The organism is Hyunsoonleella flava, from assembly GCF_004310325.1.
Taxonomy (GTDB): Bacteria; Bacteroidota; Bacteroidia; order Flavobacteriales; family Flavobacteriaceae; genus Jejuia; species Jejuia flava.
In genome coordinates this window covers 97,231-114,688 of sequence record NZ_SIRT01000015.1, presented here as the reverse complement: position 1 = coordinate 114,688, position 17,458 = coordinate 97,231, and the positions used below count along the sequence as shown (strand labels likewise).

Here is a 17,458-nt window from a genome sequence, read left to right as displayed (position 1 = left end):
TTTAGATTATAAAACACCAAATATGGTATACCTGCCTGCCGGCAAGGCAGGTTTAAAAACAGCGTAAATCAATTTTTAACCTGTAGCCATATTTCAGGACTAGACATTTGAGAAAACCGAAATGTTAGACAAATACGATAAACAAATAATGTTTGAATATCTATGGAAAACTATCAATTTCTTCTACGGAATTATGATAATCCTTTCTATTTTGGTTGGAATAAGAATTTTGCTTTACTTTTTGGACGGAATTCCTAAAGAAAAAACAAGTTTAAGCGGAACTATAATTGTAATAGCTTTTATTGTTGCTTATGTGATATTCAGAAATCTGACCAAACCATACTTTGAGAAAAAAATAAATGAAAGAAAGTAAAATTCTAAAATGGATTTTGATGTTGACTTGCGGAATTGGAACTGTTCTGACCAGTTTTACTCTAATATATGATTTATTAATTCCTGACATCTGTTACTATCACACTAATGAAATGAGTTCCTTTATGAATCTTTTTTATAGTGCTGGAGGAGCTGACAATGGACATCCAAGTCCGAATTTATTGAACTTGATAACATCATTAATTATTGGCGGAATTTTAGGGTATGGAATTTATAAGTTTTTGACAAATAAAAACAAACGGAAAATAAAAACTACTGCCAACAAAGAACTAAGTTAAAACACAACCACTTCAACATGTAAACTTCTTGTTCACTAAACTGAATAAAGATTTTGAGAGTGATATTGTATTTTAAATACAGTTGAACCCTTATATTTGCACCTCAAAACAAAATTAGGTGAGTAAGTCCATTATCTCTCAAACCTATGCACAGGCTTTGCAAACGCAAAATCTGCAGAACGCTATTGACCAAACCGAATCTTCTGATGCTACCAATACCAAGTCCAAAGTACATTTAAAAGGGCTTGTGGGGTCATCATTTTCCTTTGTAATTTCTAGCATTTTTAAAGAGGTTCAAAAACCGTTTCTTCTGATATTTAATGATAAAGAAGAAGCGGCGCATTACCTTAACGATTTAGAACAATTACTCAGTGAGAAAGATGTTTTGTTCTATCCTGGAAGCTACAGGCGACCTTATGATATTGAGGAAACCGATAATGCAAATGTACTGCTTCGCGCTGAGGTTTTAAACCGCATCAATTCTCAAAAAAAACCAGCGATAATCGTGACCTATCCAGATGCCTTATTTGAGCAGGTGGTTACACGCAAGGAGTTGGAGCGCCATACCTTAAAAGTTGGTATAAGCGATAATTTGTCAATTGACTTTGTAAACGAAATTCTTTTTGAATATAAATTCAAGCGCGTAGACTTTGTAACCGAACCAGGAGAGTTTTCGGTACGTGGTGGAATAGTGGATGTGTTTTCATTTTCGCATGATGAACCTTATCGTATTGAATTTTTTGGTGATGAAGTAGACTCCATAAGAACTTTTGATGTTGAAACCCAGCTTTCAGTAGAGCAGATTAAAAAAATCAATATTATTCCGAATGTAGCGAATAAGTTGATAGAGGAAAAGAGACATAGCTTCTTAAAATACATTGCTCAAAAAACGGTTATTGGAATAAAAAATGCAGATTTGCTGTTTTCAAGAATTGATGATTTTTATGAAAAAGCAAAAGAGGCGTTTAAGGAGCTTTCAGAAGACATCAAACATGCTGAACCACAGGAGCTATTTTGCAATTCAGCTTTACTTAAAAAACAACTTTTAGATTTTTCAATAATTGAATTTGGAACACAGAGTGTTTTTTGTCATTCAGAGCGTAGCGAAGAATCTGATGTGGTGCCTGAGGCTCTCGAAGGTACCACAACTAGAGCAGACATTTCGAGAACCTCAGTGTCTGAAACCATCTTCAACACAAGGCCTCAACCCGCATTCAATAAACAATTCAACCTGTTAATTGAAGATTTAAATGCCAACCACAAAAAGGGTTACACCAATTACATTGCCTGTGTAAGTGAGCAACAAGCAAAGCGATTCCATGATATTTTTGATGACGCCAAACTTGATGTTAAAGACTATAAAACGGTAATTTTATCGCTACACCAAGGGTTTGTAGACCATGATAACAAAATGGTGTGCTATACCGACCATCAAATTTTTGAACGGTACCATAAATTCAGTCTCAAAAACGGCTATGCTAAAAAGCAGGCCATTACTTTAAAGGAACTAACAAATCTTGATATTGGCGATTACGTTACCCATATTGATCATGGTATTGGACGCTTTGGCGGACTTCAAAAAATTGACGTTGAAGGCAAGAAACAAGAAGCCATAAAACTAATTTATGGAGAGCGCGATGTGTTGTATTTAAGCATCCATTCGTTGCACAAAATCACCAGGTTTAATGGTAAGGACGGTAAGCCTCCTAAAATTTACAAATTGGGGAGTAGTGCTTGGAAAACCCTTAAGCAAAAAACGAAGGCACGTGTTAAACATGTTGCTTTTAATCTTATAAAACTTTACGCAAAACGTAAAACCAAAAAAGGCTTTCAGTACAATCCAGATAGTTACATGCAGCATGAGTTGGAAGCCTCATTTATTTATGAAGATACACCTGACCAAAGTACGGCAACTGCTGATATAAAAGCCGATATGGAAAGCGAACGCCCTATGGACAGGCTCATATGCGGGGATGTAGGTTTCGGTAAAACCGAGGTGGCTATTCGCGCAGCGTTCAAAGCAGTTGATAACGGTAAACAAGTGGCGGTTTTAGTACCAACAACAATTTTAGCGTATCAACATTCAAGAACGTTTAAGCAACGTTTAAAGGATTTCCCTGTTGTAGTAGATTATATAAACCGCTTTAGAACTGCTAAACAGAAACGTGAAACATTAGAAGCGCTATCAGAAGGAAAAGTAGATATTATCATCGGTACACATCAACTCGTCAATAAGAATGTAAAATTTAAAGATTTAGGCTTACTTATTGTTGATGAGGAACAAAAATTTGGTGTAGCAGTAAAAGAAAAGCTGAAAACCTTAAAAGAAAATGTGGATGTACTTACACTCACCGCAACACCAATTCCAAGAACATTGCAATTTAGCTTAATGGCTGCGAGAGACTTATCGGTAATTACTACACCGCCCCCAAATCGTTATCCTATTGAAAGTCATGTAATTCGCTTTAATGAAGAAACCATTCGGGATGCCATTAGCTACGAAATCCAACGTGGCGGTCAAATCTTCTTCATTCACAATCGTATTGAAAACATAAAAGAAGTGGCCGGTATGTTGCAGCGTTTGGTGCCAGACGCCAAAATTGGTATTGGTCATGGGCAAATGGAAGGCAGAAAGCTAGAGCAACTCATGCTTCAATTTATGGATGGTGGTTTTGATGTTTTGGTAAGCACCACAATTGTTGAAAGCGGTTTAGATGTGCCAAATGCCAACACTATTTTTATCAATAACGCCAATAATTTTGGATTGAGTGATTTGCATCAAATGCGCGGTCGAGTAGGGCGAAGCAATAAAAAGGCGTTTTGTTATTTTATTACGCCCGAATATTCGGCAATGACCGAAGATGCCAGAAAGCGTATTACGGCATTAGAACAGTTTACCGAATTGGGAAGTGGTTTCAATATTGCCATGAAGGATTTAGAAATTCGTGGGGCAGGAGATTTGCTGGGTGGCGAGCAAAGTGGTTTTATCAATGAAATAGGGTTTGATACGTATCAAACGATATTAAATGAAGCCATTGATGAACTCAAAGAAAATGAGTTTAAGGAGCTATATCAAGATGAAGGGGAAGACAAGGTTTATGTAAAGGATGTTACGATTGATACAGATTTTGAGCTACTGTTTCCTGACAGTTATGTAAATAACATAGCAGAACGACTCAACCTATACACACAGCTGAATAATTTGAAAACAGAGGAGGAGCTAGATAAGTTTAAGCTGCAATTGATTGACCGTTTTGGAGAATTACCAGAACAAGTGACCGATTTATTAAATAGTGTCCAAATAAAGTGGTTAGCTACTAAAATTGGCTTTGAAAAAGTCATTATGAAACAAAATAAATTGATTGGTTATTTTATTACAGATCAGCAAAGTAGTTTTTATCAAAGTAGTAACTTTACAAAAGTGTTACAGTTTGTGCAAACCCATTCACAAAGCTGTAAAATGAAGGAGAAGCAAACTAGAAATGGGCTTCGTTTATTGCTCACTTTTGATGGTATAACCTCAGTTGAACAGGCTTTAGAAGCTTTAAAACCCATTGTGGCGTAATTATTGTTTTTAACAACATAAATAAAAAATAACATTGAGACGTTTACTTTTTTTAATTGCCCTTTTACCGTGTATTACTTTAGCGCAACACAGTATTAAAGGTACATTTTCGCCTCCTGGAGAATTCGAAATCGCTCTTTTGTACAAAGTAGAGCCCACACATTCAAATTACGTTACAAACGCCCCAATTGCTGCCGATGGAAGTTTTGAGATAAAATTAGATTCCACGGTACCCAAAGGGATGTACCGCATCACTTACGCTGTTCCTCAGGAGGAATACAATTTTGATGTGATTTATAATGGTGAAGAAGATGTTGAATTAAAGTTTAATTCCGAAACAGGTGTAGAATTTTTGGCGTCAAGAGAAAACAAACTATTGGAATCTTACACTAACAGCATGCTTATGATTACCAACAGTATAGGTAATTATTTTAGAGATGGAAGCAAGACTAGAGATTCCTTGGCACTAGCCTCTATTTTTAAAACCCAACGCGAGACACAACAAGGTTTTGAAGAGGCTTCTAAAGGCACAATAGCTTTCAATTTTATAAAGGCTAATAGTCCGTATATCCCAGAAGATAATATCGATGTAAAGGCCTATGTGAAAGGACTGGAAGCGCATTATTTTGACCATGTAGATTTCAACAATGAGATTTTACAACGTTCTAAATTTTTAACAGAGCGCATGTTGAATTATGTGTTTGGCATGTCTTCTGGAAATGGTGATGAAGTATCAGAATATATTAGGAATATTAAGGTGTTCTGTAAAAAAATGGAAAATGCTCCAGAAGAAACACAAAAATCATTGCTTACAGATTTGTGGGAGCAGATGGTGGATTTGAAACTAGAGAAGGTAGCTAATTTTATCGCTGAAGATTATCTTATGGATTTATCGGTGAAACTTAACGACCAGCAATTATTACAGGCTTTAATTTTGTACCAAAACACGTCATTAGGGAATCAAGCTCCAGATTTTTCTTTTGAAATTGAAGGAAAAGAGGAAACCGTTACAAAAACATTGAGCAAACTTGATATTGCTGAACATTACATTGTTGCATTTTGGAGTAGTAGCTGCTCTCATTGTTTAAAAGAGATTCCTGAGTTACATAAGTTTATCGAGCCATTTGAAGAAGGCAAACTAAAAGTAATAGCGATAGGGTTGGAGGACGACCCTTATGGGTGGAAAACACTAACCTACGATTTTCCAAACTTTTTTCATGTGTATGGCGAAGGTAAATGGGATAACGACATTGGTAATAATTATGGTGTAACAGCAACACCAACGTATTTTATTTTAGACTCTGATAAAAAAATCAAGGCGAAACCGGATACTTTTGATGAATTAAAAGCCTTTTTTGAAATTTCAGACTCGCCAACTGAAGAAGAAAAGGAATAGATTTTTTTGTCATTCAGAGGGAGGAACGACTGAAGAATCTCTTCTAAATAGTATCATTTAAAAATTTCCACTCTGGATTAAAATCAGAAATAGTCTTTTCCTTTTTAGCCCTACTTTTACCTTTTATTTGCTTTTCACGTTTAATAGCGTCTTCAATATCAAAAAAGTTTTCATAATAAATTAGATAAAAGCACTTGTATTTTGCAGTGAATGTTTTTAAAAATGGTAGAGGATTATTATGAAAATATAATCGGTCTTTTAGGTTATTAGTAACACCAGTGTATAGTACTGTTTTTGCTTTGTTTGTTAAAATATATACATTGTAATTATGAGTCCCTTTTGTTTTCATAGGAAGTGAATTTTAGAGATTCTTCGCTGCGCTCTGAATGACAGACGGCGTCTTTTGTCATTCAGAGGGAGGAACGACCGAAGAATCTAATATCAAAAATGATAAAAAGCATTCTCCAAATGCTCAATACTATACCCTTTACCTTCTTTTACAATCGCTATGATATCAAAGCGTATTTCAACGTCTAAATCATTTACAGTCACATATTCGTCAACAGCTTTTACCAGATTTTTTATTTGTTTTGGTTTCACAAAATCCTGCGGGTCTCCAAAATCGGCTGTAGAACGTGTTTTAACTTCAACAATAGCTAAAATCTCATCTTTTTGTGCAATGATATCAACTTCGGCTTTTTCAAATCGGTAGTTGCGTTCTATAATATCGTAGTTGTTTTTCAGAAGAAAATCTACCGCAAGTTGTTCGCCTTTTTTACCGAGATCGTTGTGTTGTGCCATAAAGCTAGTTTAAATCTTATTTTGTCATTTAGTTTTAGATACAGAATCTAAAACTAGAGTTTTTATGCCAAAAAAAGAGTCATTATTTTTTACTATTGCACTGAAATGGGGAATGGAATAACTCCATACGTGATACATGGGGATTTCTTCTTTTATTGCTACTATTTCATCCTGGTTTAGATCGCTTAAAGATTTGTTGAATTTAATTTTTGAAAGCTTATTTCGTTCATTTTGGTATACTGAATTTATAATAGCCGTCATTTCTAAAAAGTTCCCATAAGAAGATTCTAAATCGTATAAACTGAAAATTCCATTTTTGTTTTTGACCCATTTATTTACAAGCTCCTTTAACTGTGGTTTAGTGATGATTTGTTCGTCAAAATATAAATCATCCCGTTTTAATATTATTATTTTGTTTGTTACATTTTTATTCCAAAAATCAGGAAAATACGGCGGAGGCGGAGGTGGCGGTGAAGGGAGGTCTAGAATATCAGGAACATAATGCTCATTCTCATAAAAATAAGGCAGTTTTTTAGTCAAACCCTCGTGTTCGTAATATAGTCCTATCTCATTGTTATACTTTAACAATATATCACTAATCATTTGTATTTTTAATTGATTTACTTTTTTCAATTCATGAAAAATACCTTCTGCATATTTCATAGGAGTTGTGAAATCCATATATAATACCGTTGTGTGAAAGGGGATTAATTCTTCTCCTAATGAGGCTCTTTCAAATGCCAAAAAAGCTGGTAAATCTTGAATATTAGCATAACGGTCATTTAGTTGTAAGTTATATTTATTATTGTCGATCCGTTTCCCAAAATAGATGTAATTTTTTTGACTCTTATAAGAGTGATGAAATTGGAAGTATGTCGTGTCAATTTTAGGTAAATCGATTTTTAAAATAGGTTTGCTCCACCACCAATTAAAAACACTGTCTTTTTCATCTTTTATATATGGTATTTGACCAATCCGAATAGTATCCTCTATTCTACAAATAGGAATCTTCCAATTATTGAAGAATAGTTTATCATCAATCGTTAGAGGAAACTTATGCCAGTAATCAAAGGCATAATAATTGAATTTTATCGAATCGTTTTCTATGTAAATACTTGCTGGATAATCAAGATCATTATTTGTAAGTTTTAATGGGTCAAAACACCATTTTCTTTCATACTTTTTTGACGTATCACAAGAAATGAAGAAACAAGTTAAGACCAAAAGAAAAAGAAAACTTTTCATACTGGCTAAAGTTTAAGGGAATAGCCACAATAAAGATACCAAAGTTATTCTCTGGATAGCTAGGTTTATTTTAGTTTTGATGAACTAAATAGGCTCAAAAACCAAAACCACTTTGTTAAAATCAGCAGCACTATTTATCACGGTTCTGTAATCTTCAAAATGGGTTACATCAATAATGTTTTTACGATAATGTTCGTCTGCAGTAATTTTCAGCTGGTTACCATCAATTTCATAGTACGAATCGAAAATCAATACTTCTTTATCACCTACAACATAGGTGTTTTTGATATTAATATCATCTAAATTGGCAATTTTGTAACCTTCAGGAATGGTAATATTAATTGTTCGGAAATAACTTCTTGTAAAATCATTCTCAACAGGCAGCACGCGCTCCTTTTCTTGATACATCTCTATTTGTCTCCCAATAAGTTCTCCCACTTTAAATAGGTACTTTCTACCTGCTTTTTCGGTAAAAGCTTCTGATTCAAAATCTATAACAAAATGTATGGGTTTTATGCCAAACAATTCTGGGTCTTCATTAACTATTGCTTTGCTATTAATAGTAACATCTTTATCTAGTCTGGTTGCAAAGCTTTCCACTAATTCATCTTTGTTCTCTTGCTTTATTAAGTTCATTATTGGATGAAAGTACATGCCATAATATCCAGACATCGCACGGTCTAGCTTCACTTTGCAATTGGCAATATTATCTTGTTCAAAAGAAATATCAAGCACCATTTTATCCACTGTTTTTTCAGCAGGGATAGGTTTAATGTATTTTATTTTGCCCAGGCCTGATGCAAAATCGCCAACTTTTACTTCTTTTATAAAAAGGCCATAATTGTCGGTTAAATTTGAAGGGGGATAGCCATAACGCGAATCCAACTCAATAGGGGACATGTAGGTTTTGTATTTGTTGAAGTAAATTAGGAAATCTGTTAAAAAATTATTGGCCTCAAAATCCTTATCGAATTTCAACTCTTGCCTGTCACTGGTTATTACAATTTCATGTTTGATGCCCAAGTATTTAAAGAGTGTTGTATAGAGTTTTAAAATACCAGTTTCACTTGCTACTTTGTTTTTTATAACCTCACTTAGATCTTTTAAATTATCGCTGCCGCCATCGGCAACAACAATATTGTTTTTTATATAGAATTCTAATTTTCTAATAAGCGCTTCACCTTCTAAACTTTTGTTGTTGGTGGCTTCTGATATGAATTTTTTAAGCTGTTTTGTGGTTTTATCAGATATTTCAGGATAGTAAAAATTGTAGATATTCTGCGCGACTTTACTGTATGATGAAATGTCATTTACGTTACTGTATGTATTTCTGTCTAACTTATAAATTACAGAGCCTTTTAGTGCATTGTAAGCCGACACTTCTTCTTTTAAGAGCCCGTTTAGGTTATTCGTTTTTAACTGCCAGTGCAGCTTCTCTTTCATTAGTGTGTCGCGTTCTACTTCAGGAATATTATTATAGCTTTTAAATTCAAAAACGAGATTTTTTGGTGCGTACAAATCGAATTCTATATCTTTTATTTGGTAACTTTTTTGAAACGTTAAACGATTACCACTATATCTCGGGTAGCGTTTAACTACGTAATAATATTCAATAAAACTACCTTTCGTTACGCCTTCAAAGGCAAAATACTTATAGTTTCTTCCCGTTTCTTCATCTTGAGCGGTTAAAATTTTACTGTCATCAAGTTCGATAATTTTACCTTCTTTAGTAATTACCCTTGCTTTATTAACTTTTAATTCTGAAGAGTTGTTGTAAGGCAAATATACTTTGTTGTATGCTTCAATTTTTTCATCTGAATTCAACCAATACACCTTATGCTCTAAAAAGTATTCTACCAAACCATCTCCTTCAAAGTAAAATTCGGTAGCTATTTTATCTTTTACTCCAATTATATCGTCTTCAGTTTCTTCTGGGATGGTGTAATTTGGTGTGGGCTCCCAATCGTAATCAGTAAAAAACAGGTCGTCTTGTGCAGTACCTAACTGAACAACGAAGAGGATAACAAAAAGTAGTTTAGTTTTAATCATTGTGTTATAATTTTTTAAGAATAATGACTTCTTTATAGGCTTTTCCAATAGTTTTTACAACTTTATCAATCTCCTTTTGTTGTTGCAAAGACAAGTTGATAAAATTGAATGTAACGTCATGTTTATAGGTAATACTGTTTTCATTTGAAGTATAGCTGATGTTTGTAGTTATCAAATCATTAGACACCGAAATGTTTTCAGGGATATAATCAACCGTATAGCCTTCAGGTATGATGAGTGTAGTGGTATAATCAAAATAGCTTTTGTATTCGTATTCAATATCATTTTTTCGGTCGTCCTCCATTTTATATGGCCTCAATTCTTTATTTAAATTAAGATTAACATAGATTTCATCTCCCAATTTTTTGGCATATCCGTTAATATTGAAATCGTAATTTACAATTAGATCCTTATCGTAATCAAACTTATTAGTCTCTGTAAAATCATCAATAATGAATTTGTTGTTGCCCTTTTCTAGTTGTTTGATATAAAAGGTTTTTAACTTTTCGTCCGTATTAGTATATTCTAGAGCATCAAAGCAATCTAGCTTGCGATAGCCTGAAATTGTTACTTGAGATGTGCCTACTATATTTTCATTTTCTAAATTGATAACCGTTGTATCAATGACGGCATTTTTTTTGGCAGGCACCACAGGCACTTTTTTTATCACAAAACCAGAAGCTCCTTTTGAAATAAGGGCTTCTTTTCCTTGAATAAATGGTGTTGGATAGTCAATTGGAATAAATCTACCTGTAGCATCCAAAAAGTAAGTGTTATTGGTATCATCTGTATAAGATAAAATCATATGATTGTCTACAAGAGGGGTTGGAACTTCCTCATAACTATAAGGTATTTTTCGGGTACCTATCCACGTAAGGTCTCCTTTAATTCCAGCTATTTCAAGCATTTTATATAATATGCTTGAATTATCTTTACAATCGCCATATTTTTTGTTAAATACATCATTGGCTTGCCTTGGAATAAAGCCGCCTAAGGCATATTCAAAAGCGATATATTTTATATTTTTTTGTGTCCAATAGTAAATAGCTTTTACCTTTTCAAAATCGCTGGTTTTATCTGCAGTTAAATCATTAACTACGGTTATTAATTCTTCATCTGGCTCATCCTTATTGATGTTTTTTACCAGTGAATAATACCATTGGTACAAATCGTCCACTTTATTTGCCAGTGCAACCGTATTGTTTTTGGTTTTATAAGAAGTGATTATCGGGACTATGTGTGGGAATATTTTTTTGTAAGTAGGAGCATTATACTCGTACTTGAACTTGCCCATGTTTTTTAATTCCCAAGTATAAATGACGTTGTTGCGTTTTTCTTGCTTACTAAACTTGATGTCTAAATCTTCAGTATGAAATTCCTTAAACTTTAAATTTATGTTTTTATCAGCAACGATAGTGATTTTGTTGTTGACAATAGGCGAATAATCTCCAAAGTAAAACGGACTTAAAAATCTAGGGTTTTTCACATTTTCAGAATATTTTAAACGTGATTTAGAACCTTTTTGAAGGTTTGGAAAAATGAAGTTTAATGATTTAGAATCATCATAAAAAGATTGGTCTAGTTCGTCTTTTTCTGAAAACTCTTCTACTTCCATTTCTCTGTACTTCCCATCTGAAAACACTAGAGATGAGGCTTCAACATCTTCCAATTCAAAAAAAGAAGAAAAGTGTAAAGACCGTTTCGCATTTCTGCTAGCACCTTCATCTAAGTATAAATCTTCCTCAAAATGCTCTTGAATAATGTTTATGTTTTCATCATCTAGCTTGATAGTAATTGTAGTTTCCTTGTTTAGGGTAACTGCCGTGGAATTTGGATAAAGTGTTTTGTAGCGTTTATACTCCTCAGACTCTTGCGCAAAACAAGTTATACTGATACCTAATAATATGATGAGATAAAAAATGCGCATGTTAATAAGATTGGGTTTTATAAATATCGCCATTAAAATAGAGTTCCTCTTTGGTTAATTTGCCATTTATGTCATAATACTTTTTCGGACCGTTCAAATAATCGTTCACGTAATTGCGTTCTTCCTTTATCTTCCCGTTTTCATGGTATTTGGTAGTTAAACCTTGCAGTAAACCGTATTCATAAGTGTAAACTGCTTTTTTATTTCCATTAGGATAATAGTACGTAATTGGGCCATCATAATCACCTGCAATAAAATTCAACTCACTTTCTAACTGCCCTGATGCGTAATATTCCTTATAGGTATTTACCAAATCCCCATTTTTATATTCCATTTCCCTAGCTACTTTACCGTTTTCGAAAAAGGATTTGATTTTACCTGTTTCATTTTTAATAGGAATCATCGGCAATTCGTTTCCATTTGTATCATGGTAACTATAGCCAATAAGTCTGCCATGGTTGTAAAACCTAATGAGCTGAAGTTTCCCCGAATAATCATAAAATTCCATTCTACCATGAGTGTTACCATAGGAACGCTCTATTGTTTGCGACTTAATGCTATTATCATGGTAGGATTCAGAGATATTTACAATTTGTCCAAACTCATACGTTTCTTTTTCATCTAATTTTCCATTTTCATGAAAATCTAACAGATCTCCATTAAGGTTACCATCTCTGTAATGTTTTACATGCCTTTTAGTACCATTAGGATAGTACCACGTCCATGTGCCATTCATTTCTCCGTTGTTATATGCGCCCTCTAGCAGAACCTTTCCATAAAAGTCATAGCTTATATATTTACCATGTTTTATACCATTAACGTAGTCTAGTTCAACATCTGTTTTACCATTACTTAACTTGTAAACAGCTTTATAATTGTTTTCGTTGGGGCGATAGTTAATTTCTCCAAGCACATTACCTTCGTAATCATAGTAAATTTCAGAATACAATTTCCCTTTTTTATAAATGTAAGTGCGCTCTAGAGACTCATCTACAGCAAAAAGCTCTTGCTTGCCATACAACTGGCCATTGTGGTAAAAGTTGATTTCCCTTAAAGTACCATTCATATAATATGTGCGCCATTCACCATGTGCAGCATTTTTTTTGTACCAACCCTGTTGTTGTAAATTGCCATTTTTATGATATTGGGTGTAGTATCCCGATAAAGAATCATTTTTGTATTGGGAAACAGATTCTACTTTTCCATTATTATAATATCCAATATGCTCCCCAAAGGCTTTATTATCGCTATACTTTCCTTTGCTGGTGAGTACGCCATTCTCTGAGTAGAATTTCCATAAACCTTCTTTTCCTCCTTTGATATCATATAGGCCTTCTGAAAACTTATTGCCATGAGCATAATATCCAGTAAACTGAAATTCACCTCCTTTTTTTCTAGCTTCTTTTATAATTTCACCTTGTTTATCATAATATTTATAAGCAATAACTTCTCCTTTACGATAGGTAAACTCACTGTTGATTTTGCCATCTCTATCATAATATTTGTTGATACCGTCCAACGAGCCGTGGCTATAAATCTCATCACTCTCTAGAACACCATCTCTGTAATAAGTTTTAAAAGGGCCATTGTAAAAGTTATCAATACTAACACCCTCTTTATGTATTTTTCCGTTTGTATGATAGGTTTTATAAGGACCGTTTAACTCACCATTGGCGTAACTTATTTCTGATGCTATTTTTTTATTAAAGTGAAAATCTTTATAAATACCATGCCTTTTTCCATTTACAAAAGGAATATCTGCAAAAACATCGCCATTGGCATAATACTCTTTGGCGACAGACTCAACGTCTCCATTCTTATAAGGCACGTGCCACTCCAAAAGCTGTTCGCCAACTTTAAAGTACGATTGGTATAAACCGTCTAACTTTCCCTCTTTAAAATATTTTTTCTCAATGAGCGCTCCTTGGTCATTGTAAATTAAATACTCGCCGTCTAGCTTACCGTCTAAAAAATTAGCAACAATTCTAGGTTTTCCATTATTGAAGAAAATAAGGTTTTCTCCGTTTAGTTTTGTGTTTTTGTAATTTGCAATCTCCTTTACTTTTCCATTGGTATGGTACCATGTCCATTTTTTATCTCGCTCCCCATTTTCATCATAAATACCTTCTGATGCCAACTGCCCATCTTCATTATAGATAAACCACTTGCCAACTGAAGTTTCACCATTCATTTCACCAACAGCTTGTGTGTAATTGTCGTAATAATAGTTAGTTATCTCTTGTGGTTTGCCATTAAACTCTACCGTATTGGTTTTTAAGATGTTTCTCAATTGATCATAGAATTTACCAACAAAATCAACAATATTGTTTTCTTTGCTTTTTACAATCTTTTTATACTTTTCATTTTCAATAGGGTAGCAAAGTGTATAAATAAAATCCTCAAAAAGTTCGTTCTCAGCAATCCATTTATAAAGAGCTACGTATTTTTTATCCCAAAACCCGCCATAGCCTTCAAAATCCTGTATTTGCTGTAGTAAAGCATGATTTTGTTTTGTTAGCGCTATGTCAATTTTATGACCTGTTTTGTATTTTTTGTTTAAGGCAATTTTATTGTTTAGGATTAAGTCTAATTCATCAAAAGCCTCATCGTCCTTAGAAAGCTCAATATCAGGGTTTGCTTTATTTTCATTTCTAGAAGCAACAACATTGTTTAGAGACTGAAGCGTGGTAAATGCATTATCTTCATCTATAATAAGAATCAAATACGTGTTAAAACACATTAATGCTTGCGCCATACGTTCTTGTTTGTAGCAAAGGTTACCTAATTGTAGATGCGGTCTTGCGTAGGTAGGTTTTAAGGTAATTGCGGTTTTATAGGCCTTTACAGCTTCTTCTATTTTTAAAGCATTCTCAAGCGCTATCCCTTTATTGCACCACAGTTCTGCGTTTTTAGGATATGTTTTTAAGGCTTCATCATAAACCTGTATAGCCTCATCGTATTTTTCAGTAAGGATATAAATAAGCCCTTTATTGATATAAAACGACTTGTTTAATGGATCGCATTCTATACTTAAGCCTTCATTAATTACTTCAATGGCCTCATCATATCTTTTTGAATTTAATAGATAGTATGATTTTGAGATTAATACATCACAATATGAAGAATCATTTTCACTTATTTTATCTAAAAGCTCAATATTTTTGGCGTAATCTTCTTCTGAAGCTTTGTCTGATATTTGTTCGTAAATTTCATCTAAATCAATAAAAGGAATTTTCTCTTGTGCAGAAATTTTGATGGTATACAGGGATATCACCATCAAGAATAAGATATTTTTCATGGGGTTTATTTAGTAACATAAAAGTACGAAAATTTAACATTTTGGCAGCCTGAGCCAAAGGTAAAAAATCAATTTATTTGATAAAATACACAATAATAAAGGGGAATGGAGTTTTCAGTAGTTGAAACACAACAAGTTTAGATTAAAAACAGTAGTTTACCCCCTAAACAAAAAGAAATCGTCTTTCATATGTTCAATCTTCCCATCTTCATTAGTGATGATATAATCAATGGCTTGAGAGGTGAAATCTTCCCCCTTTTCGGTTAATGAAACGATGTTATTATCCAATTGAATCATGTTGTTTTTTAGGGCTAAATTTAGAACAGTTTTAGAGCGTACTTTTTGCCAATTGATATGCTCGTTGAGGTGGTTTACATGTCGCTCACGTACTTCAGTATGATTTTTTAAATGAAGGAGAAACGTAAGTAAGGAGACTTCAGTACGTTGCTGTTTTTCTCTGTATAGAACAGCAATCACACCTCTACTTGGCGCAAAGAGATATACCGCCAAAAACAACAAACCTAGCATGGTTGTAATAGATCCTGCGATAGATGCATCTAACCAATGCGCCACCCAATATCCAGAAATAGCACTAAAAACGCCAAAACAAATGGCATAAATAAGCATACGCTTTAATTCGTTGGTCAATAAATATGCAGTTGCAGCCGGAGCAATCATTAATGCAACCACTAAAATAGCACCTACGGCATCAAAAGCACCTACTGTGGTTATCGAGGAAACCGTCATTAATCCATAATGAATTACAACAGGAGAAAACCCTAATGAAGCGGCTAAACCTACATCAAAGGTGCTTACTTTTAATTCTTTAAAAAAGGCGAATAATAGTCCGATGGTGATAATTAAAATAGCTCCAATAATCCACAAGGATTTCGGGCCAACATCTATACCTGAAACCATTAAGCGATCAAAAGGCGCAAAAGCTAATTCGCCTAGTAAAACTGCATCTACATCTAAGTGCACATCATTGGCATTTTTAGCGATCATAATCACACCAATACTAAACAATGCTGGGAATACTAAACCGATAGCGGTGTCTTCTTTTACCAAGCCCGTTTTTTGAATATATTCTACTAAAACCACTGTTAATATTCCTGTTAAGGCAGCAAGCAGAATTAAAAGCGGTGAGTTTAAATCTTGTGTGATGAAAAATCCAATTACAATTCCTGGGAGAATAGAATGACTGATAGCATCACTAATCATTGCCATTTTTCTGAGGACTAAGAATGTTCCAGGAATAGCACAGGCTATGGCAACCAAACTCGCAATTAATTGTATTTCAATTTGTGCGCTACTCATTATTATCGTTTTGTTGGTTGTATAAATTTGATGCTGCTTGAAAACCTTCCTCAGTTAAACTCCACATGCCACCATCTAGAGTTACATAGTTTTTACTAACTAATTTTTGAAGCGTGCTTTTTGTATAGCCTTGAAAATTATTCAGGATTTTTATAGCGTGCGGATGTGAAATATTTTCATGGCTTTCCACAATATTGTACATAAATGCCAAAGTTTTGTGCAATTGCAAATCACGACGGTTTTTAATAAATCGGATTTGCTTAAATAATAAGCCTCTACTTGGGGAGAATATAAAAGAAAATAGCACAAAAACACTGGCAACAATTACTATTACAGGACCTGTAGATAAATTGTTTTGAGTTGCACTTATAGCTGTTCCAAAAACACCTGAAAACGCTCCGAAAATTGCTGCTAAAAAAACCATTACACTCAAACTATTTGTCCATTGTCTTGCAGCAGCAGCAGGCGCTAATAACATAGCGCTCATTAATACCACGCCAACGGTTTGCAGCCCCAAAACAATTGCTAAAACGATAAATGAAGTGATGAGAACATCGATGAATTTAGTATTAAACCCTAAAGTTTTGGTGTAATCTGCATCAAATAATAAAATTTTAAATTCTTTCCAGAAGAGCAATAATACAAAAAGGCATATGCCTGTTACAATGGACATCATCCAAACATCACTTTCTAATAAAGTTGCGGCTTGCCCAAATAAATACTTATCTAATCCTGCTTGGTTTGCATTGGGTTGTTTTTGAATAAAAGTAAGCAGCAACATACCAAAGCCAAAAAACAGCGATAAAATTAATCCTAAAGCCGTATCTGATTTTAGGTGGGTTTTACTAATGATACCTCTAATCCAGAAGGTACCTAAAAGCCCGCTTACTAATGCGCCTAATAGTAAGGTGTTGCTGTCTTTTGCACCGGTAAGTAAAAAAGCTATGGCTATTCCTGGTAAGGCTGCGTGTGATATAGCATCGCCTAATAAACTTTGTTTTCTTAGTACAGCAAAACTCCCTAGCATGCCTGTTACTGCACCCAAAATTGCGGTACCAAGTGTTATGGTTCTTAGCGTGTAGTCTGTGAAAACTAGTTTTATGTATTCTGTTATGTCCATAATTACTGCGAAAGCAGAAACGTCTTTCGCTTTGGCTTTTTTATTTTAATGTTCATTTTTATTTAAGTG

12 protein-coding genes are annotated in these 17,458 nt (G+C 33.9%); 4 read left to right on the top strand and 8 right to left on the bottom strand.

From position 1 onward, the window contains the following. Positions 1 to 121 precede the first annotated feature (121 nt). The 4 genes from EYD45_RS15005 (at position 122) to EYD45_RS14990 (ending at position 5,632) form a co-directional block, all read left to right on the top strand. Complete coding sequence (locus EYD45_RS15005) at positions 122 to 373, top strand: hypothetical protein (protein WP_130965377.1); 252 nt, start codon at positions 122 to 124, stop codon at positions 371 to 373. Next, entirely contained in the window at positions 360 to 671 is a 312-nt protein-coding gene (locus tag EYD45_RS15000) for a hypothetical protein (protein ID WP_130965376.1), read from the top strand. The genes EYD45_RS15005 and EYD45_RS15000 overlap by 14 nt, the downstream gene beginning before the upstream one ends. A 118-nt stretch (positions 672 to 789) precedes the next feature. Continuing rightward, positions 790 to 4,236: a transcription-repair coupling factor gene (mfd, locus tag EYD45_RS14995; protein WP_130965375.1), complete on the top strand. Its 3,447-nt coding sequence runs from the start codon at positions 790 to 792 to the stop codon at positions 4,234 to 4,236. Between the two features lie 34 nt (positions 4,237 to 4,270). Beyond that, positions 4,271 to 5,632 (top strand): TlpA family protein disulfide reductase, encoded by a 1,362-nt coding sequence (locus tag EYD45_RS14990; RefSeq protein WP_130965374.1) that lies wholly within the window; start codon positions 4,271 to 4,273, stop codon positions 5,630 to 5,632. A gap of 43 nt (positions 5,633 to 5,675) precedes the next feature. Here EYD45_RS14990 and EYD45_RS14985 read toward each other — a convergent pair whose 3' ends face one another. From EYD45_RS14985 to EYD45_RS14950, 8 genes are all read right to left on the bottom strand, one after another. Beyond that, entirely contained in the window at positions 5,676 to 5,981 is a 306-nt protein-coding gene (locus EYD45_RS14985; RefSeq protein ID WP_130965373.1) for a GIY-YIG nuclease family protein, read from the bottom strand. A 92-nt stretch (positions 5,982 to 6,073) separates the two neighbouring features. After that, entirely contained in the window at positions 6,074 to 6,433 is a 360-nt protein-coding gene (locus EYD45_RS14980; protein ID WP_130965372.1) for a YraN family protein, read from the bottom strand. Between the two features lie 24 nt (positions 6,434 to 6,457). Beyond that, positions 6,458 to 7,678, bottom strand: a complete 1,221-nt coding sequence (locus EYD45_RS14975) for a hypothetical protein (RefSeq protein ID WP_130965371.1) — start codon at positions 7,676 to 7,678, stop codon at positions 6,458 to 6,460. An 84-nt stretch (positions 7,679 to 7,762) separates the two neighbouring features. Then, the gene (locus tag EYD45_RS14970) at positions 7,763 to 9,727 is read right to left on the bottom strand and encodes a DUF3857 domain-containing protein (RefSeq protein ID WP_130965370.1); all 1,965 of its coding nucleotides are present in this window, start codon (positions 9,725 to 9,727) and stop codon (positions 7,763 to 7,765) included. 4 nt (positions 9,728 to 9,731) lie between these two features. Further along, positions 9,732 to 11,654 carry a DUF3857 domain-containing protein gene (locus EYD45_RS14965; RefSeq protein ID WP_233702668.1) on the bottom strand — a complete coding sequence of 641 codons (1,923 nt, stop codon included), beginning with the start codon at positions 11,652 to 11,654 and terminating at the stop codon, positions 9,732 to 9,734. A 1-nt stretch (position 11,655) separates the two neighbouring features. Continuing rightward, complete coding sequence (locus tag EYD45_RS14960) at positions 11,656 to 14,952, bottom strand: toxin-antitoxin system YwqK family antitoxin (protein WP_130965368.1); 3,297 nt, start codon at positions 14,950 to 14,952, stop codon at positions 11,656 to 11,658. A 156-nt stretch (positions 14,953 to 15,108) separates the two neighbouring features. Beyond that, complete coding sequence (locus tag EYD45_RS14955; protein WP_130965367.1) at positions 15,109 to 16,269, bottom strand: metal ABC transporter permease; 1,161 nt, start codon at positions 16,267 to 16,269, stop codon at positions 15,109 to 15,111. Further along, a complete protein-coding gene (locus tag EYD45_RS14950) occupies positions 16,262 to 17,389 on the bottom strand; it encodes a metal ABC transporter permease (protein ID WP_130965366.1) in 1,128 nt (375 codons plus the stop codon). Before EYD45_RS14950 ends, EYD45_RS14955 begins: the two co-directional genes overlap by 8 nt. Positions 17,390 to 17,458 lie beyond the last annotated feature (69 nt).